General features: G+C 74.0%; 22 protein-coding genes and 1 pseudogene. 8 read left to right on the forward strand and 15 right to left on the reverse strand.

Annotation, left to right across the window (positions count from 1 at the left end; genetic code table 11):
- Positions 1-3: 3 nt before the first annotated feature.
- Positions 4-756, reverse strand: a complete 753-nt coding sequence (locus tag LCN96_RS00200) for an SDR family NAD(P)-dependent oxidoreductase (RefSeq protein WP_225270556.1) — start codon at positions 754-756, stop codon at positions 4-6.
- Between the two features lie 54 nt (positions 757-810).
- Between LCN96_RS00200 and LCN96_RS00205 the strand changes: the two genes are divergently transcribed.
- The gene (locus LCN96_RS00205; protein ID WP_225270557.1) at positions 811-1,167 is read left to right on the forward strand and encodes an ArsR/SmtB family transcription factor; all 357 of its coding nucleotides are present in this window, start codon (positions 811-813) and stop codon (positions 1,165-1,167) included.
- A 20-nt stretch (positions 1,168-1,187) separates the two neighbouring features.
- Here the strand turns inward: LCN96_RS00205 and LCN96_RS00210 are convergent, their stop codons facing one another.
- Positions 1,188-1,943: a class I SAM-dependent methyltransferase gene (locus LCN96_RS00210; RefSeq protein ID WP_225270558.1), complete on the reverse strand. Its 756-nt coding sequence runs from the start codon at positions 1,941-1,943 to the stop codon at positions 1,188-1,190.
- An 8-nt stretch (positions 1,944-1,951) separates the two neighbouring features.
- Complete coding sequence (locus tag LCN96_RS00215) at positions 1,952-2,554, reverse strand: TetR/AcrR family transcriptional regulator (RefSeq protein WP_225270559.1); 603 nt, start codon at positions 2,552-2,554, stop codon at positions 1,952-1,954.
- An 82-nt stretch (positions 2,555-2,636) separates the two neighbouring features.
- On the opposite strand from LCN96_RS00215, the gene LCN96_RS00220 reads away from it, so the two are divergent.
- Positions 2,637-3,794 (forward strand): DUF418 domain-containing protein, encoded by a 1,158-nt coding sequence (locus tag LCN96_RS00220; RefSeq protein ID WP_225270560.1) that lies wholly within the window; start codon positions 2,637-2,639, stop codon positions 3,792-3,794.
- A 264-nt stretch (positions 3,795-4,058) separates the two neighbouring features.
- Here the strand turns inward: LCN96_RS00220 and LCN96_RS00225 are convergent, their stop codons facing one another.
- On the reverse strand, positions 4,059-4,508 hold the full coding sequence (locus tag LCN96_RS00225; protein ID WP_225270561.1) for a GbsR/MarR family transcriptional regulator: 450 nt from the start codon (positions 4,506-4,508) through the stop codon (positions 4,059-4,061).
- Between the two features lie 16 nt (positions 4,509-4,524).
- Positions 4,525-5,154: an FMN-binding negative transcriptional regulator gene (locus LCN96_RS00230; protein ID WP_225270562.1), complete on the reverse strand. Its 630-nt coding sequence runs from the start codon at positions 5,152-5,154 to the stop codon at positions 4,525-4,527.
- 26 nt (positions 5,155-5,180) lie between these two features.
- Between LCN96_RS00230 and LCN96_RS00235 the strand changes: the two genes are divergently transcribed.
- On the forward strand, positions 5,181-6,518 hold the full coding sequence (locus tag LCN96_RS00235; RefSeq protein ID WP_225270563.1) for an aminotransferase class I/II-fold pyridoxal phosphate-dependent enzyme: 1,338 nt from the start codon (positions 5,181-5,183) through the stop codon (positions 6,516-6,518).
- Between the two features lie 27 nt (positions 6,519-6,545).
- Here the strand turns inward: LCN96_RS00235 and LCN96_RS00240 are convergent, their stop codons facing one another.
- The 4 genes from LCN96_RS00240 to LCN96_RS00255 all read right to left on the reverse strand — a co-directional run bounded on the left by LCN96_RS00240 (position 6,546) and on the right by LCN96_RS00255 (position 10,484).
- Complete coding sequence (locus LCN96_RS00240) at positions 6,546-7,685, reverse strand: Dyp-type peroxidase (RefSeq protein WP_225270564.1); 1,140 nt, start codon at positions 7,683-7,685, stop codon at positions 6,546-6,548.
- On the reverse strand, positions 7,682-8,227 hold the full coding sequence (locus LCN96_RS00245) for a copper chaperone PCu(A)C (RefSeq protein ID WP_225270565.1): 546 nt from the start codon (positions 8,225-8,227) through the stop codon (positions 7,682-7,684). Before LCN96_RS00245 ends, LCN96_RS00240 begins: the two co-directional genes overlap by 4 nt.
- Before the next feature lie 96 nt (positions 8,228-8,323).
- The gene (locus LCN96_RS00250) at positions 8,324-8,860 is read right to left on the reverse strand and encodes an MFS transporter (protein WP_225270566.1); all 537 of its coding nucleotides are present in this window, start codon (positions 8,858-8,860) and stop codon (positions 8,324-8,326) included.
- A gap of 139 nt (positions 8,861-8,999) precedes the next feature.
- A complete protein-coding gene (locus tag LCN96_RS00255) occupies positions 9,000-10,484 on the reverse strand; it encodes an MFS transporter (RefSeq protein WP_225270567.1) in 1,485 nt (494 codons plus the stop codon).
- 131 nt (positions 10,485-10,615) lie between these two features.
- Between LCN96_RS00255 and LCN96_RS00260 the strand changes: the two genes are divergently transcribed.
- Positions 10,616-11,347: a hypothetical protein gene (locus LCN96_RS00260; RefSeq protein ID WP_225270568.1), complete on the forward strand. Its 732-nt coding sequence runs from the start codon at positions 10,616-10,618 to the stop codon at positions 11,345-11,347.
- On the opposite strand, the gene LCN96_RS00265 is transcribed toward LCN96_RS00260, so the two are convergent.
- The 3 genes from LCN96_RS00265 to LCN96_RS00275 are packed head-to-tail and all read right to left on the reverse strand — an operon-like array spanning position 11,344 to position 17,369.
- The gene (locus tag LCN96_RS00265; RefSeq protein ID WP_225270569.1) at positions 11,344-13,923 is read right to left on the reverse strand and encodes a LuxR C-terminal-related transcriptional regulator; all 2,580 of its coding nucleotides are present in this window, start codon (positions 13,921-13,923) and stop codon (positions 11,344-11,346) included. The genes LCN96_RS00260 and LCN96_RS00265 overlap by 4 nt on opposite strands.
- A 51-nt stretch (positions 13,924-13,974) precedes the next feature.
- Entirely contained in the window at positions 13,975-14,136 is a 162-nt protein-coding gene (locus LCN96_RS00270; RefSeq protein WP_225270570.1) for a hypothetical protein, read from the reverse strand.
- A 35-nt stretch (positions 14,137-14,171) separates the two neighbouring features.
- Entirely contained in the window at positions 14,172-17,369 is a 3,198-nt protein-coding gene (locus tag LCN96_RS00275) for a BTAD domain-containing putative transcriptional regulator (RefSeq protein ID WP_225270571.1), read from the reverse strand.
- A gap of 109 nt (positions 17,370-17,478) precedes the next feature.
- On the opposite strand from LCN96_RS00275, the gene LCN96_RS00280 reads away from it, so the two are divergent.
- Entirely contained in the window at positions 17,479-18,000 is a 522-nt protein-coding gene (locus tag LCN96_RS00280; RefSeq protein WP_225270572.1) for a universal stress protein, read from the forward strand.
- On the opposite strand, the gene pdxR is transcribed toward LCN96_RS00280, so the two are convergent.
- On the reverse strand, positions 17,953-19,344 hold the full coding sequence (gene pdxR, locus LCN96_RS00285) for a MocR-like pyridoxine biosynthesis transcription factor PdxR (RefSeq protein WP_225270573.1): 1,392 nt from the start codon (positions 19,342-19,344) through the stop codon (positions 17,953-17,955). The genes LCN96_RS00280 and pdxR overlap by 48 nt on opposite strands.
- Positions 19,345-19,411: 67 nt before the next feature.
- Between pdxR and LCN96_RS00290 the strand changes: the two genes are divergently transcribed.
- Both LCN96_RS00290 and LCN96_RS00295 read left to right on the forward strand, forming a co-directional pair.
- A complete protein-coding gene (locus LCN96_RS00290; protein ID WP_225270574.1) occupies positions 19,412-19,861 on the forward strand; it encodes a carboxymuconolactone decarboxylase family protein in 450 nt (149 codons plus the stop codon).
- Between the two features lie 26 nt (positions 19,862-19,887).
- Positions 19,888-20,907, forward strand: a pseudogene (locus tag LCN96_RS00295) (MFS transporter); the annotation flags it as partial.
- Positions 20,908-21,033: 126 nt separating this feature from the next.
- Here LCN96_RS00295 and LCN96_RS00300 read toward each other — a convergent pair.
- Together LCN96_RS00300 and LCN96_RS00305 are read right to left on the reverse strand one after the other, a co-directional pair.
- Positions 21,034-23,229, reverse strand: a complete 2,196-nt coding sequence (locus LCN96_RS00300) for a heavy metal translocating P-type ATPase (protein WP_225270575.1) — start codon at positions 23,227-23,229, stop codon at positions 21,034-21,036.
- 55 nt (positions 23,230-23,284) lie between these two features.
- Positions 23,285-24,208, reverse strand: coding sequence for a hypothetical protein (locus tag LCN96_RS00305; protein ID WP_225270576.1), 924 nt, complete (start codon positions 24,206-24,208; stop codon positions 23,285-23,287).
- A gap of 582 nt (positions 24,209-24,790) precedes the next feature.
- Between LCN96_RS00305 and LCN96_RS00310 the strand changes: the two genes are divergently transcribed.
- Entirely contained in the window at positions 24,791-24,910 is a 120-nt protein-coding gene (locus LCN96_RS00310; RefSeq protein WP_020542320.1) for a DLW-39 family protein, read from the forward strand.
- The last annotated feature ends 15 nt before the right edge of the window (positions 24,911-24,925 follow it).

The following is a 24,925-nucleotide window of genomic DNA, read 5'->3' on the forward strand; positions in this document are numbered from 1 at the left end:
CGTTCAGCCGAGCTCCAGGCCGCCGTCGATGGTGAGGACCTGGCCGGTGAGCCAGGTGGCGGCGGGGTCGGCGAGGCGCACGATCCAGGTGGCCACCTCCTCGGGGGTGCCGCGGCGGCCGAGGGGGATGCGGGCGGTCTCGTCCTGCTTCAACCGGTCGATGACGTCGTCGGGGAGGCCGGCGGCGGTCAGGGCCTCGCTCTCGGTGGGGCCGGGGGCCAGGGCGTTGACGCGGACGCCGTCGGCGGCCAGCTCCAGGGCCCAGCTACGGGTCAGCTGTTCGAGGGCGGCCTTGGAGGCGGCGTAGTGGGCGGCGCCGGGCAGCGGGCGGTGGCCGAAGGTGCTGGAGATGTTGACGATCGTGCCGCGGCCGGCGCGCAGGTACGGGAGCGCCGCCTTGGCCAGCAGGCTGGGCGCGACCACGTTGAGTGCCAGGAGGTCGGTGACGCGCTGGGCGTCGGTCTCGGCCAGCGGCATGACGGCGGTGGCGCCGGCGTTGTTGACCAGGACGTCCACGCGGCCCCAGCGGCCGGCCGCCGCGTCGACGACGTCCTGCGGAGCGCCGGCGCGGGTGATGTCGGCCGGCAGGACGGCGATGCCGGGGTGCTGGGCGGCCGTCCGGTGCAGGGCCTCGGCGCGGCGGCCCACCGCGAGCACGTGGGCTCCGGCGCTGGCGAAGGCGAGGGCGGTGGCGCAGCCGATCCCTGATCCTGCGCCGGTCACGATGACGACCTGGTCCTGTAGTGAGGCGGTCACGGGACGATCCTTCGTTCGATGTTCGTGAAACATCGAACAAGCTACCATGGAGCCATGAGACGGGCACATCACCCCGAAGTGGGCGAGATCACGCTGACCGAGGTGATGGCCGCCCTCAGTGACCCGATCCGGGTCGGCGTGGTGCGGGTGCTGGCCGACGGGCGCGAGCGCGGCTGGGGTGATCTGCGGGCGCCGGTGGCCAAGTCCACGCTCAGCCATCATCTGCGGGTGCTGCGTGACGCCGGGCTGACCCGTACGCGGCAGGAGGGCACCCGCTGCTTCGTGACCCTGCGGCGGGAGGAGCTGCAGGGGCGCTATCCGGGGCTGATGGAGGCGGTGCTGGCCGCGGCCGAGGACGAGGACGTCGGCCACCAGGTGAGCGCGAAGGACGACGCGGCACCGGCTGTCTGAGCCGACCGCCCGGGGTGATGTTATGCCGGGGCTCGCCTGACCAGGGTGAGGTCGGTGACGAAGGTCATCTCGACCCCGTCGCCCAGCACCGAGGCCAGCTCCGCCAGCAACGGCTCCCGCCGCTCCGCGGGCAGGATCCGGTAGGCGGGGATGGTGCGGACCAGGTCGAGGTAGCGGGTGGCGTCGTACCACTCCGTCCACGAGTAAGAGCGCTCGTCGAGGTCGGTGAAGCGCGGGTCGCCGGAGAGCAGGTGCTGGACCTCCTCGTTCCTGACCGGTGTGTCCTGGTGCGAGCTGTAGCTGCTCACGCCGTGGCGGTGGTCCACCTCGGCGAGGGTGGCCCGCAGGCCGGGGTCGGTGACGAGGTAGTGGTTCCAGAAGAGCGCCAGCGCGCCGGAGGGGGCCAGTGCCGCGTGCGCCAGGTCCCAGCGGCGCTCGGGGTCCACCCAGTGCCACGCCTGGGCCGAGTACAGCAGGGCGAAGGGCCGATCAGGGGTGTAGTCCTCGAAGATCCCGATCTCCACCCGGACGCCGGGGCACTTGGCCGCCAGGGCCGCCGCCATCCTCGCGTCGGGCTCGACGCAGGTCAGGTCGATCCCGCGAGCGGCGAAGGCGGCCGTGGCCTTGCCCGTCCCCGCCCCCACCTCCAGCACCGGGCCGTCGGGGGCGTACTCCAGGACCTCGGTCACGAGCCGGTCGGGATAGCCGGGCCTGGCCGCCTCGTACAACTCGACCGCCTGGCCGAACACGACACTCCGCTCACGGTCCACAGCCATGGCGCGATTCAATCACGGCCGGGACGCAGGCCGATCGCGGGCAGGATCGCCTGGTCCACGATCGCCGCCAGGTACTCGTCGGAAGGCGGTGCGCCGGCGTCGAGCAGGTGCTTGGTGACCAGGGCCTCGCCGAGGTCGGCCACGACCGGGGTGAGCAGGTCGGCGGGGAAGTGGCCGCGGTCGGCGTAGTACTGCAGCACGGTGCGGGTGAACGTGCCGCCGCGGTGCGAGAAGACGCGCTCGAACAGGGCCTCCGACATCAGCGCGGCGCTCTTGGGGTCGGTGAGGATGGCCGAGACGGCCCGGCCCGCCGGGCTGAAGGCCCACTCCACCATGAGCCGCAGGGCGCGCACGAGGTCGCCGCGCAGGTCGGTGGCGCCGGGCGTGGGCTCCTCGACCGGGTGCTGGTGGTAGAGCGCGTCGAGCAGCACCTCGATCGGGTCCGACCAGCGGCGGTACAGCGTGCTGCGGGGGGTGGCCGCGCGCTTGGCGATGCCGTCCATGGTCAGCCGCCCCGCGCCGACCTCCACCACCTCTTCCAGCGCCGCGTCGTGGATGGCCTTGATCAGCTCTTCGCCTCGCCGGCGTGTCCGGATGGTGCGCTCGTCCATGTCCGCCCCTTGTTTAGCTACGCCAGTGTATTTTACCGTGGAGATTAGCTACAGTCGTGTATCTAGATTCGAGGGGACAGCCATGTCCATCGCTCCACCGGCTCCCGTGCGGGAAGCCACCCCCATCGCGCGGCGCGCGCTCGCTCCCGATCTCGCGCGGGGGCTGATGCTGCTGCTCATCGCGCTGGCGCACGCGCACATGTACCTGTCGGGTCACGAGGCGGGCTTCCGCGGATACGCGCTCGACGGCGGCCCGCTCGACCGGCTGGTCGCCGGGGTGCAGATCCTGCTGGTGGACGGGCGCGCGCTGCCCATGTTCGCCGCCCTGTTCGGCTACGGCCTGGTCCAGCTCGCCAACCGCCAGCTCGCCACGGGCCGGAGCTGGCCGCAGGTGCGCTCGGTGCTGCGCCGGCGGAGCCTGTGGCTGCTGGCCTTCGGGTTCTGCCACGCGCTGCTGCTGTTCTTCGGGGACATCCTCGGGGCGTACGGGCTGATCGGGCTCGTGCTCGTCGGGTTCATCCGGAAGGAGGACCGGGCGGTGCTGCGGGCGGCCGTCGTCGGGCTCGTGTTGCACGTGGTGGTGCTGTACGGGTTCGGGCTGCTCACGATCTCGGCGCCCAAGGGCGACACGCCGGCGGCGATGGCCGATCCGGTCGAGGCGCTGATGATGCGGCTGATCGGCTGGTCCGGGATGACGCCCACCTACTTCGCCGCCAGCGTGGTGCCCGCGTTCCTGTTCGGGATCTGGGCGGCGCGGCGCCGGGTGCTGGAGGAGCCTGCCGCGCACCGGCCGCTGCTCGTGCGCGTCGCCACCGTGGGCACCGCGCTGGCCGTGCTGGGAGGGGTGCCGCTGACGTTGATCGACACCCAGGTGTGGGCCACGTCCGACCTGGTGGCGGTGTCGGCGTACGCGCTGCACAGCGTGACCGGCATCGCGGGCGGGCTGGCGTACGCGGCGATCATCGGGCTCGCCGCCGCGCGGATGTCGTCAGGGCCCGTCGTCAGGGCGCTCGCCGCGACCGGCCAGTGGTCGCTGACCTGCTACCTCCTCCAGTCGGTGATCTTCGTGTCGGTGTTCGCGCCGTACGCGGGAGGGCTCGGCACCCGCGTCGGCGACGCGGCGGCCTCCGGCATCGCCGTCGTGGCGTGGCTGGTCACCGTGGTGCTGGCGGCGTTGCTCGCGCCCCGCAGGGGACCGGCCGAGACCGTGCTGCGCCGCCTCACCTACGGGCGTCGGTGACGAGTTCATCCACAGGCTGTGGGCTGGGGCTCGCAGCCTGTTGACCAGGGTTGCGCCGTTACCTCGCGGCGGCTGCCGAGGGTGTGGTATGGAACCTCGGGGAAGTCGTCCCAGTGTGCCGCTGACCAGGTGAAACGTCCACCGGTGGAGCCGGGGGCGGGCACGTCCGGCGCGGGTGCCGTCACTACCATGAGCGGCCCTCGCGCGGGTGTGGATCGCCACAGGGTTATCCACAGACTGGGGGAGTTGTCCACAGGTTGTGCATCAGCCTTGGTCGAGCACCTCGGTCAGCGCCGCGATGGAGGATCTGGCCGACCGGATGCGCGCCGCCCGCGTCTCGTCGGCCCAGCCCAGCCGCAGGCCCTCGGCCGCCAGCTCGTCGAACGCGGTGAACGCGGCGAGCTGCTGCCGGATGACCTTCGACCAGGCGTCGTGCTCGATCTCGTAGTACACGTTCCGCTCGCCCGGCCTGCGGAACCGGCGCACGAGCTTGACCGACGTCAGGAGCTGTAGGTTCGCCGTCAGCGACGCGCGGCTGGCGCCGATCGCCCCGGCGAGGTCGGCGGCGGTCTGCGCCGGCGGGTGGCAGGCCATGAGCCAGCCCAGGATGCGGCCGCTGATCGGGGCCAGCCCCCACTCCCCTGAGACCAGCGCCGCCACCCGCTCGACCCAGTCGAGCACCTGCTCGCGGGCGGGTTCGTCCTGGTCGGTCATGCCTCCATCGTAGAGTTCACCGTCCGGCGGGCCCGGCTCGTCTGCGCTGCTCGGCCAGGGCGCCGCCGTCGCGCGGCAGGTCGCGCTCGGCCAGCCCGCGCGCGACGCGCTCGCGCAGCTCCGCCGTCTGGTGGTCGTCGTACTTGAACTTGGCCCGCACCTCCCGCACCCGCAGCCGCAGCCCCCGGATCGCCGACAACCTCTTGTGGTACGGCCCCGCGTCGGCGGCCACCTCGCCGTGGTCGCCGCCCGGCTGGTGGTGGGCGAGCTGACGGCGCAGGATCTCGGCCTTGCCCGCCCGGTCGTCCACGATCTGGGCCGCGCAGACGAGCTGGACGGCGGCGTAGTAGCTGGTCGGCACGCCGGTCTCGGGGGAGTCGGAGCGCCAGGAGGTCGGGATGTAGGCGTAGTCGTCGTGCACGCTCACCACCGCCACGGGGTTGGCCTCCAGCGCCTCCCAGATCGGGTTGGGCCTGGCCAGGTGGAGCAGCACCTCCGCGTCCCCGTCGTAGAGAAAGTGCGTCGGCACCACCACGGGCGCCGCGCCGTCCACGCCGTTGACCACGAGCTGGCCGAAGTCGCGGGTGTGCAGCCAGCTCCGCCACTCCTCGTCGTCCCTGGCGGCGTCCCATGGATGGATGAGCACACGGACCACCTTTGTATTAGTACATAATGTGTATTGTGCTAGGAAAATACCCGATAACGGGTGACACGGCCAGTGAGATAGCGGCGAGTGTCGAGGTCGCCGTGTCAGAAGGGCGGCTGTCACCGGGGGAGACGCTCCCGCCGGTCCGCGAGGTGGCGCAGCGCGCGGGCGTCAGCCCGGGGACTGCGGCGGCGGCGTACCGGCTGTTGCGCGAGCGCGGCGTCATCGAGACCGCGGGGCGGCGGGGCACCAGGGTCAGGCCGCGTCCGGCCAGCACGTTCCGCGAGGAGATCCGGATCGAGGTGCCGCCGGGCGTGCGTGACCTGGCCACCGGCAACCCCGACCCCCGCCTGCTGCCGCCGCTGCACGACGCGCTGGCCGCCGCCGCCAGGGCGCACGCGGAACGGCCCGCCATGTACGGCACCGGCGACGACGAGGAGCTGCTGGCCCTGGCCGGGCAGCGGTTGCGGGCCGACGGCGTGCCGCCAGGGCCGCTGGCGATCACGTCGGGCACCCTGGACGCGGTCGAGCGCGTCCTCATCGCCCACCTGCGCCCCGGCGACGCGATCGCCGTCGAGGACCCGGGCTGGACGGCCCTGCTCGACCTGGTCGCCGTGCTGGGCCTGCGCCCGGTGCCGATGCGGCTCGACGACGAGGGCCCGCTGGCCGAGGAGCTGGGGCGGGCGCTGCACGACGGCGCGCGGGCCGTGGTGATCACCGCCCGCGCCCAGAACCCGACCGGAGCCGCCGTCTCCGCGGCCCGCGCCGCCGAGCTGCGGGAGCTGCTGGCGCGGCATCCCGAGGTGCTGCTGATCGAGGACGACCACGGCTCCGGGTTCGTGGAGCTGCCCCTGCACCCGCTGGCCGGCGCCACGACGCGGTGGATCCTGGTCCGCTCCACGGCCAAGTCGCTCGGCCCCGACCTGCGCCTGGCGCCGCTCACCGGTGATCCCGTCACGCTCGGCCGCCTGCGTGGGCGGCAGCGGCTGGCCGCCGGCTGGGTGAGCCACCTGCTGCAGCACGCCGTCGCCCACCTGTGGCGGACCGGCGCGGTGGACGCGGGCGCGGTCGCGGCGTCGTACGCGCGGCGCAGGGACGGCCTGGTGGCGGCGCTGGCCGTACGCGGGGTGCCCGCGTACGGCCGCAGCGGCCTGAACGTGTGGGTGCCCGTCGCCGACGAGTCCACCGCCATCACCCGCCTGCTGTCGCGCGGCTGGGCCTGCGCGCCCGGCGCCCGCAACCGCCTCGGCTCGCCGCCCGCGCTGCGCCTGACCGTCTCCGCCCTGGACCCGCCGGAGATCGAGCCGCTCGCCGCCGACGTGGCCGCCGCGCTGCGCCCGTCCCCGAGCGGCCGGTACGGCTAGGGGCCGGCCACCCGGGCACCGGAGGGATCAGCCCAGCAGGGCCTCCCCGATCCACCCGCCGGGCGCGCACCCCGGCGGGACGGCGAACACGGCCGACCCGATAGCGGTGACCCACTCGTTGAGCAGGTCCCCTTCGGCCAGCATGCGCTGCACGGGCACGAACTGCGCGGCCACGTCCGCCTGGTAGGAGACGAACAGCAGCCCCGAGTCCGACTCGCCCTCGGCTGTCAGCCCTTCGTCGTAGTTGTACGGCCGCCGCAGCAGCCGCAGCGCCGGATCGGCCACGTGGGCCCGCCTGATGTGGGCGAACTCGGAGATCACCGGGAACCCGAGCCGGTTCTCGGCGGCGTAGTCGGCCGCGTCGGTCTCGGCCGCCCCGGTGAGCGGCGCCCCGTTGCCCAGCCGCCGCCCGATCGTGAACTCCCTGGCCACCCGATCGGCGGCGTCCCACGTCTCCAGCCGCATGCGGATCCTGCGCAGCACCATGGTGGTGCCGCCGCGCAGCGGGCCCGCGCCGATCCACACGGCCCGGTCGAGGTCGGTGGCGTTGACCGTGCCCTCGATCTGGCCCATCAGGTTGCGCCGGTTGGTGCTGCGGAAGCCACGCTGCGTCCACCGTACGCGGGCGAAGGACCGCGCGTCCTTCACGATCATGCGTACGGCGTGCGCGACCGTCACGGTGTCGTCCGCGCACACCTGGACGAGCAGGTCACCCCCGCTCCACCGCTGCTCCAGCCGGTCCGTCGAGAACGCGGGCAGCGTCTCCACCGGCGCGTCCACCCCGGCCGCCGCGAACAGCCCGGGCCCGAACCCGAACGTGATCGTCAGCCTGGCCGGGCTCGCCGCCAGCTCGGGCTCGGTGTCGGCGAGCGCGGGCCGCCCCTGGGTGAGGCGGGCCGCGTCGTCGGTGAGCAGCTGCAGCAGCCGGACGATCGCCTCCTTGCGGGTGCCCTTGCGCAGGTCGAAGCCGAGGAACACGGCGTGCGCCTGCGGTGCGGTGGCCACCCCCGCCTGGTGGGCGCCGTGGAACGGCTCGACGGCCGGCCCGGTCGTCAGGGTGATCGCTTCCCGTTCCGTCTCGCCGCGCGACAGGGCTCCGGACGCGGTCGCGAGGGCGCCGGCCGCCGTGGCGGCGCCCCCCGCGAACAGCCCGCGGCGGCTGATCACTTGTGCCCCGGCTGGTAGTCCTCCTCGCCGCCGGCGAAGTCCTTGCCGATGGCGGTGAACTCCAGCGGCTCGCCGCCCTCGACCTGCAGCGTGAACGGGATCCTGGCGCCCGGCAGCACCTCCTCGGTGACGCCCATCAGCATGATGTGGTCGCCGCCGGGCTGGAGCCGGTGGGTGCCCCGGGCGGGCACGACGAAGCCGCCCTGCTTGGGCCGCATGACCATCTTGCCGCCGTCCTCGACCACCTCGTGCAGCTCGATGGTGGGGGACAGCGGGGAGGTGCCCGACGTGATCGTCACCGGCGCGTCGGTGTTGTTGACCAGCGTGCCGAAGGCGGCGGTCATCCCCTTCTCGGTGGTCTTCACCCAGGGGTCGGTGATGGTGAGCGCGGTGGCGGGCGACTGGGCGGGCGACTGGGCGGATGACGGCGCGGCGGCCGCGCTCGCGCTGGTCGTCGGCGCGGGCTCGGGGGATGCGGTGCCGCCGCAGGCGGTCAGCGCCACGACGGCGGACGCGAGCACGAGGGCATGACGAACGTACATGGTGGGTTGCCTTTCTCCGCCCGGCATGCCGAAGCAGCCCCTGCCGGGCGGCGGGGTCGTCTGAAGAGGGGAACCGGCTCGCCCGACCAGGGAAGATCAGGCGGTGGCGGCCCGTGGCGGGCCCCTCCTGCTGACGACGTGCCGCAGCACGGCCGAGCGCAGCACGGGCGGCTCGGTCGTGCCCAGGGAGGTGGAGAAAGGAGTGGTGGCGAGCAGCGGCAGCCGGATGACCAGCAGCCGCACGGCCAGGCGGCGCAGCAGCGCCCACAGCGCGGCCTCGCCCCGCGCCAGCCACAGCGCGGTCATCCCGACGGCCCAGCCGTGGGCGACGAGCATGCCGAGATCCGGCACCAGGCCCGAGTGGAGGTGACCGGCCAGCGCATGCGGGGAGGCGGCGTGGGACAGCGAGAACAGCAGGTGCAGAATCACCTGTAACCCGGCGAGCAGCGGCAGGATCGCCGCGAACGACCGCTCGCGGCCCGACAGCGGGTACGCCGCCGCGAACGACAGCCCCAGCGCCGCCACCATGGCCGGCACCGGCACGGACCCGCCGCCGAGCACGTGCGCCGTCACACCCAGCCCGAGGCACACCACGGCGAACACCGCGGTGCGGGCGAGACGGAACGGCGCCATGCGTCAAGCATTCCACGCCACCCCGTCGGTCGGCACACCCGATCGTGCTTCACCCGCGCCCGATCCGTGGTCCTTGTGCACGGTCGGCCGCGCCCGATCTGTGCTTCAGGTGGACGGTCAGCCGCGCTTGGTCCGTGCTTCACGTGAAACGGCCCCGAGCCGGTCGTCGCTCACGCTGCGCACCCCGAGCCGGCGCGCGGGTCGCCGAGCAGGCCAGCACGCCCAGCGACGCCACGATCAACACTGCGAGCCCGGCCCGCGCCGCCGGGTCCCACCCGCCGTCCAGCGCCGCCAGGAACACCGCTCCGGTGACCGTCCCGCCGAGCACTCCCCCGGCCTCCTGTACGGTCCCCAGCACCCCGGCCGCGGCGGCCGAGCGCTCAGGACGTACGCAGGACAGGACGGAGGAGAGCAGCGGCGACATCAGCAGCCCCATCCCGGCCCCCGTCACCAGCAACGCCGCCCCCACCGCCCACGGCCCCGCCCCCACCGCGTGGTACACCAGCGCCAGCCCCACCACCAGCACCGGCGCCCCGAACCGCCCCGGCCGCAGCGAGGCCGCGAAGAAGCCCGCGTTCAGCGCCGTGCACACGGCCGCGGCGGCCAGCGGAGCGAGCCCGAGCCCGTCCTGGAGGTACAGGGCGAGCACGAACGACAACCCCGCCGACGTGCCGAACAGCAGCCCCGCCGCCACCAGCCCCCGGACGAACCCCTTCTCCCCGAACACCGCCAGATCCAGCAGCGGCACCCGCCCCTCGGCGGCCAGCCGGCGCTGCCGCCGCACGAACGCGCCCAGCAGCACCGGCGCGACGGCCAGGCACGCCCACGCCCACCCCGGCCACCCCTGCTCCCGCCCCTCGGCCAACGGCAGCACCAAGGCGACCAGCCCGGCCGTGACGAGCGCCGCGCCACCGAGGTCGAGGTCACGGGGGCGCCGGGCCGCCAAAGTGCGGGGGCCCGGAGTCGGTGCGGCGCCGGACGATGGTGTCCGCATGGCGCCGGAACGCGGTGCGACGCTGGGCGGCGGTGCTTGCGTGCCGCCGGACGGCGGGGCCGGTGGGGTGCGGGGGAGGAGGCGGGGGGTCAGGGCCAGAGCGGTCAGGCATATGGGGACGTTGACCAGGAAGCAGGCCCGCCACCCCAATCCCATCACATCGACGGCCACCACCACCCCACCGACCACCTGCCCGCTCAACCCCGCCAGCCCCACGGCACTCCCGTACCACCCGAAGGCCCTGACCCGATCACCTCCCTGGTACAGCCCCCCGAGCAGGGCCAGGACCTGCGGCGCGAGCAGCGCGGCCGCGACCCCCTGCCCCACCCGGCACGCCACGAGCATCCCCGCGTCCCCCGCCAGCCCGCACCCCGCCGACGCCAGCGCGAACACCGCCAGCCCCACGGCGAAGACCAGCCGGTGCCCGTACAGGTCACCGAGCCGCCCGGAGACGATGAGCCCCGCCGCGTACGCCAGCCCGTACCCGGCGACCACGAGCTGCACGGCGGCGTGCCCCGCGCCCAGGTCGGCGCGGATGGAGGGCACGGCGAGATTGGCGACGTAGAAGTCGAGCGTGGTCACGAACACCGCGACCAGCAACACGGGCAGCGCGGCCCAACGCGTGGACATGTGACTCCAGGGGAGGAAGAGGACGGGGCGGTGGAAGAACACCGCCGCCCGCCGGTCGGTTGACCTCACCCTGGCGCCGGCCCGTTTCGATTCCCTGCGGATCCGCTACGGACCACCCCATAATCAACGCAATGCCGAAATTTCAGGACCCGTCGGAATTTGCGGCGGCCATCGCCCCGGTCATCGGCGCCGCGCACGTCACCGTGCACGCCTCGGCCGCCAGAGCCGTCGCCGCGCTCGCCGAGACGTCCGGCGTGACCCCGGGCCTGCTCTCCGACCTGCGCTTCACGCTTCCCCTCCGCCCCCTGACCCGCGACCACCTGGCCGTCATCGACCGGTACGGCGACGCGGCCGCCCGCGAGCGCGACCTCCAGGAGCACCTGCTCCAGCGCACCCTCGCCGAGGACGGCGACGGGACACTGCGGCCGACGGACAAGGGCCTGGAGTTCGTCCACCGGCTGTACGAGGTGCACGCCGCCACGGCCGCGCGCGTCTGGGCGGCGCACGACCTGCCCGGCCTGGCGGCGCTCGTGGCCCGGGTGCTCGACGCGGCCGAGCGCGTGCCGGGCGGGGCGCTGGAGCTGGTGGCGCCGCCGTACGAGCCGGAGGGCGCGGAACGGCGCGGCCAGGCGGGGCTGCTGCTGTTCAACCGGCTCGCCGTCCTGCGCTACCACCGCGCCGACGCGCACGCGGCGGCCTGGCAGGCGGCGGGCCTGACGGCGGCCGGGATCGTCGGCCTGCCGGACGGCCCGCTGCGCGCCGCGATCGAGGCGGAGACGAACCTGCGGGCCGCCGCGCCCTACCGGACGCTGACCGTCCGGGAGCGCGAGACCCTCTACGACGGGCTGCTCAAGCTGGTTTAGAGCGCCTCCAGCAGGCGGCCGACCTGCGTACGGTCGTTCACGCCCAGCTTGTCGTAGGCCGCCTGCAGATGGTTGGCCGCCGTCCGCCTGGACAACGTCAGCCGGTCGGCGATCTCCCTGTTCGTCAGCCCGGACGCGGCGAGCTGCAGGATCTCCCGCTGCCGTGGCGTCAGCTCCGGCGTGACCAGCTCGACCAGCGCCGGCGTCGAGACGCCTGTGCAGAGCTTGGCCAGCGCGCCCGCCCTGGCCCGCGCGCTCCTGGCCAGCCGGCCCCGGCCCGCCTCCTGGAGGGCGGCGGCCTCGTGCGCGGTGGCCTCGGCCGCGTACAGCACCATGCCGAGCCGCTCGTACTCGGCCACCACCGCCCGTAAGCCCGCCGGGTCGCCCAGCGCCAGCTCGTGCCTGGCCAGCACGCGCACCAGCGGCCCCTCCAGCTCCGTCGCCAGCGCGCCCAGCTCGGGGGCGCGCCCGCCGAGCCGCACCAGGTCGTGCAGCGCGAACATCAGGTTGCCGCCCAGCTCGTGCCGCCGCGCGTGCGCCGCCGCCACCCGGCACAGCTGCGTGGCCTCGTCCAGGTCGCCGCCCGCCGCCGCCACCCACACCGCCGCGTGCAGCACGTGCTGGCGGGTGAAGGCCCAGCGGGCGGTCAGCTTCTCGGCCTCGGCCAGCGTCTCCCTGGCCTCGTCCAGCCGGCCGAGCAGTGCCAGGGCGTGCGCCAGCTCCGCCGCCAGCCGCCCCAGGTACGGCTCCCCGGCGGGCACCCTGGCCATGTCCTCCCTGCACCAGCGGACCGCCTCCTCGGCGTCGCCGCGCAGCCGGGCCGCCATCGCCCGGTAGGCGCCGTACCCGGTCACCGACATCTCGGCGGTGGGCAGCCGCATGGCGTGCTCGGCCGTGCGCGCCGCCTCCGCCAGCCTCCCGGAGAACGTCCGCGCCGCGCACTGCGCTTCCAGGAACGTGGGCAGCGCGTGCGGTGCGAGGTCCCGCCACTCGTCGACGGTGGCCATCGTCCGCTCCGCCACGGCCAGCGCGCGTTCCGTGCGGCCCGCGTACGCGTCCACCCACGCCTCCAGGCACGCCGCGTGCGCCGCGCCGCGCAGGCTGCCGGGCGTGCACGCCCTGGCCAGGGCCAGCGAGCGCGTCGCGCCGCTCAGCCGGCCGGCGAAGCAGTCGGTGACGGCGCGGTAGATGTGCGCCTCCTGCCGCCACACCGGGTCGGTGAGCGTCGCGACGGCCGTGTCGAGCACGTGGCACGCCTCGGCGTCCGCGCCCGCCCAGGCCAGGTTCACGCCGAGGCTGCAGGCGTGCTGGGCGCGCTCGCTCTCGGTCACGGCGTCGCGCGCCGCCCGCCGCAGCGCGGTCACCGCGGAGCCGGCGTCGCCGAGCACCATGAGCACCTCGCCGAGCACCGAGACCGCCGCCACGCCCGCTCCCGCGTCGATCGCGGCCCTGGCCAGCCGCGCGGCCAGCCGGGGGTCATGCCTGCCCCAGGCCAGCTTGGCGGCCGAGGTCAGCATGCCGGGGTCGGTGACCGAGCCGCTGTCCAGCCGCCACACGGCGGCCCGCAGCTCGTCCTCGCGCCGCCGCAGGCCCGTGGCCTCCAGCGCCTCGGCCAGCATGCGCAGCCGCCGCCTGGCCCGCATCGTGCCGCAGTCGCCGCGGACCACCTCGCCGTAGAGCGGATGGCCCAGGCCCAGCTGGTCGCGCCGGCCGTCGCCCACGGTCACGATCAGGCCGCGCGACTCGACACGTTCGACCGCGCCCGCCGAGGTCAGCTCGACCAGCAGCGCCGCCCCCAGCGGCTCGCCGAACGCCACCAGCTCCAGCACCTCGCGCTCGTCCTCGTCGAGGTGGCCGATCCGGTCGCCGACCAGCTCGCGCAGCCGGGTCGTCATGGACAGCTCGCCGTGCCAGCGCCACACCCCGTCCCGCTCGGCCAGGCAGCCCGAGTCGCGTCCCGCCAGCACGACCTCGCGCAGGTAGAGCACGTTCCCCTCGCTCACCCCGGCAAGATGCTGTACGGTCTGCGCCGCGACCTTCCCGCCGAGCGCCCCCGCGAGCACCTCGCCCACCTCGGCCACCGTCAGCGGCGGCAGCTCGATGCGCGGCAGCAGCTCGTCCTTCCACAGGGCGACCACCGGATCCGGCTGCGCCTCCCCCGACCTGACCGTCACCAGCAGCCGCGCCTCCCCCTTGGCGGCCAGGTAGTGCACCAGCGCCGCCGACGCCGGGTCCAGCCGGTGCGCGTCGTCCACGCTCACCAGCAGCCGGCCGGGCCCGGCCCGCTCGCTCAGGTGGCGCGCGGCCCAGCGCAGCAAATTCTCGCCGCTGCGCGGCGGACCCGTCAGGACGTGCGCGAACGCCCCGAACGGGATCATCGACGCCGTCTCTGTGCCCAGCGCGCGCACGACCGCGTACCCCGGCAGCCCGTCCAGCGCGTGCGCCGCCAGCCTGCTCTTCCCGACCCCGGCCGCGCCGGCGATCATCATGCCCGCTCCGGACCGCAGCGCCTCGCGCACGGCCGCCAGCGGCCCCCCTCGCCCGACGAACGGCCAACCGCTCCCCTGCTCGCTCATCGTGCCTCCCCTCTCGTGCACCCATCGTCGCCGCGGGGGTTCGCGGGAGGTTCAGGCCGGATCGCGCTTCAGCCCGGCGGCGGACATCAGCAGCTCGATCACCGCTTCCGAGCCGCTGAACGGCACCGGCTCGCCTCCCACCTCTTCGAGCAGCCCGCGCAGCTGGCCGCCGGCCTGCTCGGGCTCGACGAGCCGGACGATCACCGTTCTCATCTGTGCACGATCTCCCCGGGCGGTTCAGGTACGGTTCAGGTCGGATACGGCGCCGGCTCCACCTCCAGCTCGCGCATCAGCTCGGCGTAGAGCCGGTAGCGCCTGCGGGCGTCGCCCCGGCGGCCCGCCAGGTCGAGCACCCGCACCAGGCCGAGGTGCGCGCGCTCGTCGTAGCGGTCGCGCTCCAGCAGCCGCAGCCAGTAGCGGGCGGCCTCGTCGTAGCGGTGCTCGGCGGCCCGCGCCAGCGCCAGCCTGGCCGCCGCCTGCACGTAGGCCAGCCTGAGCTGCTCGCGCAGGCCCACCGCCCAGTCCGCGTACGGGTCCTCCTCGCAGAACTCCCCGCCGTACGCGCTCTCGGCCGCCGCCCACCGCGCCAGCGCCTCGGCCTGCCTGCCCGCCTGGTCCAGCCGGGCGGCCTGGGCCGTCAGCTCCAGGAAGTCCTCGACGTCCACCTTGAGGTGGGCCAGCTCCAGCCGCAACGCGCCCTCGTCCGACACCACGAACTCGTCGGCGGGCCAGGTGTGCTCCGGGTCCAGCACGGCCCGCAGCGTGGAGACCATGACGTTCAGCCGCCGCAGCCCGACCGCCTCGTCCTCCTGCTCCGGCCAGAGGATCTCCACCAGCCGCTCCCTGCCGATCGCGCCGCCCCTGCGGCTGACCAGGATCTTCAGCAGGTCGCGGGCCTTGCGCGACTGCCACGCCGTCCGCGGGACGGGCACCGAGCCGCGCAGCACCCGGAACGTCCCCATCGTCTCGACCGTCAGCTTCGCCCCCGGCGGCGGACCGGCGCGGGCCACCAGGGCGTCGATCCTGTCGTCGAGCGCCCGGCAGCCGATCGCGTGCATGCGCCCGCGCACCGCGGCGGCCACCTCGCCGCCGGTCACCGGGTCGGCCAGGGCCGCCCTGACCAGCTCGGCCCTGGCCCGGCCGATGGGGTCGCCGACCGCCGCCCACCTGCGTACCGCCTCGTCGGCGAGCTTGGCGTCGCCGTCCAGCTCGGCGCGCAGCTCCGCGACGGCGGCCAGCGCGGCGTGGTCCCTGCGGCCGGCCGCCGCCGGCTCGGCCTCGTCGAGCAGGGCCCTGGCGCGCTCGTGCCGCCCCGTGGCCAGCGCCACCTGAGCGGCGGCGACCCTGGCGGACACCCCGGAGATGCCCGCCGCGTGCTCCAGCGCCCTGGCCGCGATCCGCGCGGCCTCCTCGGGGTCGTCGGCGGCCAGCAGCACGGCGAGCCCGTTGAGCGCCTGCGACAGCGCCTGCACCTCGCCCGACGGCTCGGAGTGCGCGATGACCTGCCGGTAGAGCGCGACCGCCGCCGTACGGTCGCCCCGCAGGGCGTGCACGGCGGCCAGCCGGTTCAGCCCGGCGCCGGTCAGGCGCGAGCCCATCGCCTCCCACCTGGCCGCCGCGTCCGCCGCCTCGGCCGCGGCCTCCTCCAGGCGGCCCAGGCCGATCAGGGCCTTGGCGCGGTTGGAGACGTTCAGCGCGGCGAAGGGGGCGAACGCCACCAGGTCCGACAGCCGGCCGGCGATCTCCGTCTCCGCCAGCGCCTCGGCGTACGCGGCCTCGTCCAGGTGACGCGAGGCCCGGTTGGCGTGGATGCGGATGAGCTGCACCAGGTCGCCGGCCCGCTCGGCGTAGGACAGCGCGCGCAGGTAGTAGGCGTCGTTGGCGCGGCGGTCGCCGTCGAGCGCGGCCAGCATGGCCAGCACCGTGTTCGCCATGGCCAGGGCGCTCGCGTCACCCAGGCCCATGGCCTGCTCCAGGGCCCGGTCCGCCAGCTCGGCGCAGGCCGCGCGGTCGCCCTTCAGCCAGTGCACCGAGGCCATGGAGGCGGCGCACATGGCGGCGTCGGCGGGCGGCAGGCCGTGCGCGTGGCCCCGCTCGTACATGGGCAGGGCCAGGTCGAAGTCGCCGCGCATGTGGTCGATGAAGGCCAGGCGCCTGGCCACAGCCGCGTCGAACCCCGGCCCCGCGGCGGCCTCGGCGAGCAACTCGCGGGCGCGGGTCCAGTGGCCCCGGTGCTGCTCGGCGATGCCGGCCAGCTTGAGCATCGGCGGCGCCCGCCTGGCGGCCTCGGGCAACAGCTCCAGCGCGGCCAGCACGTCGCCGCGCTCTGCCAGCAGCGGGCCGTGCGCGTCGAGCAGCGTGGCGGCCAGGCCGGCGTGCCCGGTCGCGACGGCGGCGCGCAGGGCCAGCTCGGGGCGGTCGTGCTCGACGTACCAGCGGGCGGCCACGGCCGCCACGTCATGGGCCTCGTGCCGGTCCAGCGGCAGGTTCCTGGCCAGCACCTCGCCGGCCGTCGAGGTCAGCCGGTGACCGCCGGGCTCCGGCTCCAGGAACAGGCCGCGGCCGGCCAGCGCGTCCAGCGTGTCGGGCGGCGCGCCCAGCGTGGCGGCCAGGCCGGAGGTGAGCACCGGCAGCACGGTGGCGGCGCGCAGCAGCTCGCGCATGGCCGCCGGCAGGTCCTTGAACGCGGCCAGCGTCAGGCGCTCCAGCGTGGCCGAGTTCGCCGCCAGGCCGGACACGGTGCCGCGCCAGGTGGCCGGGTCCTCGCGGGCCAGCGCGTCGAGCGCCGCCTGCACGGCCGCGGGCCAGCCGCCGCACGTACGGTGCAGCTCGGCGGCGATGTCCGCGCCCGCCTCGCCCAGCAGCGCGCGGGCCCAGGCGGCGGTCTCGGCGGGCGTCAGCGCCAGGTCGGTGGCGTCGAGGTCGAGCACCTCGTGGTCCTGCCGCAGCCGGGCGGTGGGGAACGGCAGCGGCGCCCGCGAGGCGGTGACCAGGTGCAGGTGCCGGGGCGCGGCACGGACCAGCGTCTCCACGTACCGGACGGGACCGGGCGCGCCCGCGATGGCCTCGATGCCGTCGAAGATCAGCACCAGCCCGCGCCGCAACCGGGTGGCCAGCGCCTCGGTCAGCGCGCCCGCCAGCGCCGCCGCCTTGGACAGCTCGTCGGCGTCGGGGCCGAGCGGCGCCGCGGCGGCGGTCACCAGGTCGGCGGGCAGGTCGGGCACCTTCCGCGACAGCGCCGCGGCCACCGCGCCCGCCAGCGTGGGCAGGTCGCGGTCGGCGGGCCCGAGCAGGTGCAGCACCGCGCCCACGGCCTGGCCCCAACCGGCCAGCGCGGTGGACTTGCCGTAACCCGTGGTGGCCACCAGACAGGTGAGCCTGTGTGTCAGCGCCCCGTCGAGCCGCCGGTCGAGGGCGGGACGAGAGCGCACCCACCCGCGTTCCACCTCCGCATGGTATGCCCGCATCCGGAGCGGGACTCCAGAGTTCGCAAAGTGCCACCTCCCGGTAACCAGCTCGGTGGCGCACTATGGTCGTACTTCGACAGGAGGCACCGTGGAACAGGATCTGCCCGGCGGTGCGCGGCTGATCGTGGGGGTGGACGAATCCCCGGCCGCGCGCTGGGCGCTGGCCTGGGCCATCGGGGCGGCCAGGCTGCACCGGATGGCTCTGGTGGCCGTGCACGTCAGTCGCGCGCCCGTGCACCCGTTTCCCGAGGCGCTGCCCGTGCAGCACGCCGTCAGGGCGGGCGAGGAGGCGCGCTGCACCGAGGTGATCACGAGCGTGTTCGAGGACGTCGCGGGCGGGGTGCCCGAGGACGTGCGCACGTTCGTGGTGGGCCGGGTCGGCGATCCCGGCTACCACCTCGTGGACCTGGCCCGCGAGGGTGACCTGCTCGTGCTCGGGCGGGGGCGCCGCGGCCTGCTCAGCCGCATCTTCCTGCCCTCGACCAGCATGTACTGCGCGCGGCACGCCCGCACGACCGTGGTGATCGTGCAGCAGCCGTCGCCGCCCGACGACCCCGAGCTGTCAGGGGAGCAGCGGGGCCGCCGGTTCTGGAGCCGCCGACATCCGTGATCTGAGCAGGCGCAGCCCCTCGGGGATGGCGTCCCTGCCGATCGCGCCGTAGCCGAGCACCAGGCCGCGCTGGGCCGGGCTCCGGTCGCAGTACGCCTCCAGTGACTCCACCGCGAGGCCGGGCGCGGGGCGTACGGACGCGCCCAGCGCGCACAGGTGCAGGCCCGCTGTGGACGGCACCAGGCGCACGCGCTCGTCGGCGGCCAGGGCCTCGGAGATCAGCGCGTGCCTGGCGGCGTACTCGCGGGTGGCCTTTCTGATGTGCCTGGCCAGCAGGCCCTCGTCGATGAAGCGGGCCAGCGCCGCCTGCGTCGGCACCTCGCCGTGCCAGTCGGACAGGTACCTGGCCGCCTCCAGCGACGGCCGGAGCGAGGCGGGGGGCACCAGGAAGCCCAGCCTCAGCATCGGCAGCAGGGTCTTCGAGAACGAGCCCACGTAGATCACCCGGCCTGCCCTGTCAAGGCTCTGCAGCGGCTCCAGCGGCCGCTCGCCGAAGCGGAACTCGCTGTCGTAGTCGTCCTCGATCACCACCGCCCTGCGGCGCTCGGCCCAGGCCAGCAGCGCGGCGCGGCGTGCCAGCGACATCGGCGTGCCCAGCGGGAACTGGTGTGACGGCGTCACGTACACGATCCTGGCCGCTTGCGGGATGGCCCGGACCTCGATGCCCTCGGCGTCCACCGGCACGCCCGCGACCCGGGCGCCGAGCGAGCGGAACAGCAGGCGAGCCGGGGGATAGCCCGGCTCCTCGACGGCCACGACGGTGCCCGGCTCGATCAGGGCGCGGCCGATGAGGTCGAGCGCCTGCTGGGCGCCGTTGGTGATCAGCACGTCGCCCGGGTCCGCGTGCACGGAGCGGCTCAGGCCGATGTGGCGGGAGATGGCCTCGCGCAGGGGCTCGTACCCGGCGGGGTCGCCGTAGCCCGCGACGCTCGCCCGCAGTTCGCGGGCCACCAGGCGGCGCCAGGTCTCCATGGGGAACAGGCGGGCGTCGGGGATGCCGACGCGGAAGTCGTACCGGGCGGGGGCCATCCGCTGCGGCGGGGCCAGGTCGCGCCAGACCGGGCGCGGGCGCACCACCCCCTTCGGCGCGGCCCGCCTCCTGACCTGCTCCCCTGACACGAACGTCCCCGCGCCCGCCCGCCCCACCAGGAACCCGTCGGCGACCAGGCGGTCGTAGGCCAGGGCGACCGTGTTCCTGGACAGATCGAGGCGGCGGGCCAGCTCCCTGGTCGGGGGGAGGCGCTGGCCCTCCGTGAGGCGGCCGTCGAGGATCGCGTCGAGGAGCTGCCGGTAGACCTGTGCGGCCAGGTCACGACGCCCGTCGAGGCTGATGTGCACGTCCATCTTGGCCCAATCAACTTGCCGGAAATTGGAGCTTATCTCGGGACAAATCTCGATTGAAGATGGGTGCATGAACGAACGAATGTCTCTCGGCGCGCTCGCGGGCCCCGCGTACCAGGCCATGGCGGGCCTGGACGGGTTCGTGGCGCGCAGCACGCTGCCCAAGCCGCTGCTGGAGCTGATCCGGCTGCGGGCCAGCCAGATCAACGGCTGTGTGTACTGCGTGGACATGCACAGCTCGGACGCCAAGGCGGCGGGGGAGAGCGACACCCGCCTGCACGCCGTCGCCGTCTGGCGCGAGGCGCCCTTCTTCGACGAGCGGGAGCGCGCCGCGGTGGCCTTCACCGAGGCCGCCACGCGGCTGTCCACCCATGACGTCACGGACGAGATCTGGGAGGCGGCCGCCGGGTGCTTCACCGAGGAGGAGCTGGCGGCACTGGTGGTGGCCGTGGCCACGATCAACGCCTGGAACCGGATGGGCGTCGCCACCCGCATGACCCCGGAATCCCACAAGGCCTGAAATTTCACCATGGAGGTGTGCGAGTCATGAAATATCGGCGGATCCTGGCACATGCGCAGCTGGTCAGCTCCATCGGGGACGGCGTCTACCTCGTCACCTCCGCGTTCTACTTCGCCGGCATCGTCGGGCTGTCGGCCACCGAGATCGGCCTCGGCCTCACGCTGGGCTGGGCCGTCGGCTCGGTGGCCGGCGTGCCGCTCGGCCACCTCGCCGACCGGCGCGGGCCGCGCGGCGTCGCGGTGCTGCTCGCCGTCGCCACCGCCGTGGCGGTCAGCGGGTTCCTGTTCGCGCGCTCGTTCGCGGCCTTCGCCCTGGTGGCCTGCCTGTACGGCACCGCGCAGACCGGGCTGTCGGCCGCCCGCCAGGCCCTGCTCGCCGCCCTGGTCCCGCCCGCCGAGCGGACCCGCGTCCGGGCCGTGCTCCAGGCCACGCTGAACGCCGGGCTGGCCACCGGCGCCGCTCTGGGCGGGCTCGCGCTGTACCTCGGCACGCGGGAGGGGTACCTGGCGGTGTTCATGCTCGACGCGCTGACCTTCCTGAGCGCCGCCGCCCTGCTGCTCCGGCTGCCTGCCGTACGCCCCGCGCCGGCTCCTGCCGGGCCCAGGCTGGCCGTGCTCCGGGACCGCCCCTACGCGCTCGTCACGCTGATCAACGCGGTGCTGTTGTTCTACATGCCGCTGCTGAGCGTGGTCGTGCCGCTGTGGGTGGCCGGGCGGACCGACGCGCCCACCTGGGTGGTCTCCGTCCTGCTGCTGGTCAACACCGGTGGAGTGGTGCTCTTCCAGGTAAGGGTGGCCAGGCGGGTGAAAGGGCTGCGGGACGCCACCGTGTCGGTGCGGCAGGCCGGGCTGCTGATGCTGCTGGCCTGCGCGGTGTTCGCGCTCAGCTCGTACGGGTGGGTGTTCCTGCTGGTGGCGGCGGCCTTGCTGGTGGCAGGGGAGATGCTGCTGGCCTCGGGGTCCTGGGAGATCGGGTTCTCTCTCGCGCCCGACGACCGTCAGGGGCAGTATCAGGCCTTCTTCGGCACCGGGGTCGCGGTGGCCAGGATGCTCGGGCCGGTGCTGCTCACCACGCTCGTGCTCGGCGGGGGCACGATCGGCTGGCTCGTGGTGGGCGCCCTGTTCGTGGCCGCCGGCGCCGCGATGGCCCCGGCCGTCAGGTGGGCCCGGGTTTCACGTGAAGCGCCGCAGGCGCAGGCTGTTGCTGACCACGAACACGCTGGAGAACGCCATCGCCGCGCCCGCGATCATCGGGTTCAGCAGGCCGAGCGCGGCCAGCGGCAGCGCGGCCACGTTGTAGGCGAAGGCCCAGAACAGGTTGCCCTTGATGGTCGATAGCGTGCGCCGCGACAACCGGATCGCGTCCGGCGCCACCCGCAGATCCCCCCGCACCAGCGTCAGGTCGGCGGCCTCGATGGCGGCGTCGGTGCCGGTGCCCATGGCCAGCCCCAGGTCCGCCTGGGCCAGCGCGGCGGCGTCGTTGACGCCGTCGCCCACCATCGCCACCACCTTGCCCTCGGCCTGCAGCTTCTTGACGACGTCCACCTTGTCGGCGGGCAGCACCTCGGCGATCACCTCGTCGATGCCGACCTCGGCGGCGACAGCTCTGGCCACGGCCTCGTTGTCGCCGGTCAGCAGCACCGGGGTGAGGCCGAGCGCGCGGAGCTGGGCGACGGCCTCCTCGCTGGTCGGCTTCACCACGTCGGACACCACCAGCACGGCACGGGCCTTGCCGTCCCAGCCGACCGCGACCGCGGTGCGACCTTCGGCCTGCGCCTCGTGCAGGGCCCGCTCCAGGTCGGCGGGCAGGTGCTGGGACCGTTCCGCCAGCAGCCGGGGGCGGCCGACCAGCACCGCGTGCCCGTCCACGACGCCCTGCACGCCCAGGCCCTCGACGTTCACGAAGTCCGTCACGGTGGCCCCCGAGCGGGCGATCGCGCGGGCGATCGGGTGCTCGGAGGCGTGCTCCAGCGCGCCGGCCAGGCGCAGCACCTCCTCCTCGCTCTCCCCCTCGGCCACGTGCACGGCGGTCAGGGTCATCCTGCCCTCGGTGACCGTGCCGGTCTTGTCCAGCACCACCGTGTCGATCCGGCGGGTGGACTCCAGGGCTTCCGGCCCCTTGATCAGGATGCCGAGCTGGGCACCCCTGCCGGTGCCGACCAGCAGCGCGGTCGGGGTGGCCAGACCGAGCGCGCACGGACAGGCGATGATCAGCACCGCCACCGCCGCGGTGAACGCCGCCCCGGCCCCTTCACCGCTGCCCAGCCAGAAGCCGAGCGTGCCGACGGCCAGCGCGATCACCACCGGCACGAAGACGCCGGAGATCCGGTCGGCGAGGCGCTGCACCCGCGCCTTGCCGGTCTGCGCCGCCTCCACCAGCTTGGCCATCTGGGCGAGCTGGGTGTCGGCGCCGACCCGGGTGGCCCGCACGACCAGCCGGCCGCCCGCGTTCACCGTCGCGCCCGTCACGGGGTCGCCCGGGCGCACCTCGACCGGCACCGACTCGCCGGTCAGCATCGAGGCGTCCACCGCCGAGGTGCCCTCCTCGACGACCCCGTCGGTGGCGATCTTCTCGCCGGGCCGGACCACGAACCGGTCCCCGCTCCTGAGCCGCTCGACCGGGACGCGCCGGCCGCCGGTCAGCTCCACGTCCTTGACGCCCAGCTCCATCAGCGCCCGCAGCGCCGCCCCCGCCCGCCGCTTGGAGCGGGCCTCGAAGTAGCGCCCGGCCAGGATGAACGCGGTCACCGCCGCGGCCGTCTCCAGGTAGATGTTGCCGGAGCCGTCGCTGCGCTCGATGGTGAACGTGAACGGGTGCGTCATGCCGGGCGTGCCCGCCGTACCGAAGAACAGCGCCCACACCGACCAGCCCAGCGCCGCCAGCGTGCCGACCGAGATCAGGGTGTCCATGGTGGCGGCGCCGTGGCGCAGGTTCGTCCAGGCGGCCTTGTGGAAGGGCCAGCCCGCGTACCCCACCACCGGCGCGGCCAGCGTCAGCGACAGCCACTGCCAGTACGTGAACTGCAACGGCGGGATCATCGCCATCGCCACCACCGGCACCGACAACACCACCGCCGTGATCAACCGCTGCCGCAGCGACCGGACCTCGTCCGCCGGCTCGGCCTCCTGGGGCGGCGCCGGGAGCTCGGCGGTGTAGCCGGCCTTCTCGACCTCGGCGATCAGCTGCTGTGGCTCGATGTTCTGGGGAAAGGTGACCTTCGCCTTCTCTGTCGCGTAGTTGACCGTCGCCGTCACGCCGTCCAGCTTGTTCAGCTTGCGCTCGATGCGGTTCGCGCAGGATGCGCACGTCATGCCGCCGATCGTGAGCTCGACGGCTCTGTCCTCGGTGGCTCCGCTCAGGGAAGACATCACCTCTCCTTTCTTGTGCTCTCTCTTTCGCTTTCAGTGCGTGTGGTCGTGGGTTTCAGTGCGTGTGGTCGTGGGTCGCGGAGGGGGTGTGCCCGTCCGACAGGGTGGCCGTGGCGGTGAAACTCACCGTCCGTACCTTGCCCTCGTGCTTGAAGTCGAGGAACAGACGATAGTCGCCCCGGCTGGGCGCCTCCGCGTAGAACGTGATCTCCGGCCCGGCCTGATCGCTCTCCTCCGGGTGTACGTGCAGGTAGGCCAGGTCGCCGGCGCGCAGGGCCACCAGATGACCGTACGCCCCAAGGTAGGGCTCCAGGTCCTCGATGGGCTCTCCGTCCTTGCTGACCGTCAGCGTGAGCTCGCTCGACCGGCCCGGGATCAGGTCGCCCGCCAGGTTGACCGTGTAGTCGTCCACGGCCGCCGTACGGCTGAGGTGGGGCAGCGGCTCGGGGCGGTAGTCGCCGGCGGCCTGGAGGTCCGCGCCGAGCGTGAGCTTCTCCCCGCCCGTGGGGACGAAGTCGGCGAACGCCCGGTACGCGCCCGCCTTCGGCACCGTCAGGTTGACCGACCAGGTGCCGTCGGGGGTCATCTCGGGGTGGAGGTGCTGGAAGGTGGTCAGGTCGCGGGAGGCGACGATGAGGTGGAGCTTCTTGTCGTGCTCTACCTGGTAGGCGGTGACTGGTTTGCCGTCGGGGCCGATGATCGTGAACTTGAAGTCGGCCGGGACTCCGGTGGTGATCGAGGTGATCGGGTTGAGCGTGTAGCCGTTCTCCGAGATTTGGAGGCCGCCGGGGGTGTCGTCCTGCACCTGCTCGGTGGCGTGCTCTCCGTGTGCCGTGATCGAGGTGGGCGCCATGGCGGCGTGCTCCTCGGGCGCCGACTGCGTGCCGATCGGCCCGACCACCTTGCCCACGCCCAGGGCGCCGCCGAAGACCACGGCCAGGCCTAGGGCGTACGAGCCGAGTTTGGTGGCGGTGTTCATGATTGATCCGCTGCGGTGGCGATCTTGGTGGGGCCCGTGGCCGGGTCCACCTCGACGTTCCGGGCGCGCGTCGTCTGCGTCAAGCTTAACACCGTACCCCTCTAGGGTATTGGAGCGGAGTCCTGTGAGATTCGGGTCACGTTTCTCTTGTGGATACGGATGGCGGTCGGTGTGCGGCGCATCGTTCTTTCACCATGTCGGCCACGTCACTCCAGCCAGCGAGCTTTCCCATCACCGACCTCCTGCACCTGTCGCTTCTCCTGCAACTCCTGCTCCCCAGGCACCTCTTCGCCCCTCCAGCGCTTCTTGTGCCGACGCCCCAGCGACACCACGTGATCCGAAGGCACCTTCGACACCGCTTTCACTTCCTGTCGCACTCGGACAGGAGCAGCAGCCCGGCCCAGCCCCGCGCATCCAGCCTGGATATTTGGCATGATCGAGCTGTTGTCCCAGATGGGCCGCACATTCAGCCCATCTGGTCAGAGCACAACACAGGGACCGCAGCCATACCTTGCTAGGCTGCTTGTCAACCGTTGGGTCTCACCCCGGCAGGTGAGGCCGTCGAAGAAGTGGGGTCACACCGTGAAGAAGCTGCTCGTTCTGGCGCTGATCGCCCTCGGGGGGTTGCTGATCTGGCGTAAGGTGCAGGCCGACCGCGCAGAGCTCGATCTCTGGACCGAGGCGACCGGTAGCGAGAACTAACCGACCGGCGAGGCG

Source organism: Nonomuraea gerenzanensis, from assembly GCF_020215645.1.
GTDB lineage: Bacteria > Actinomycetota > Actinomycetes > Streptosporangiales > Streptosporangiaceae > Nonomuraea > Nonomuraea gerenzanensis.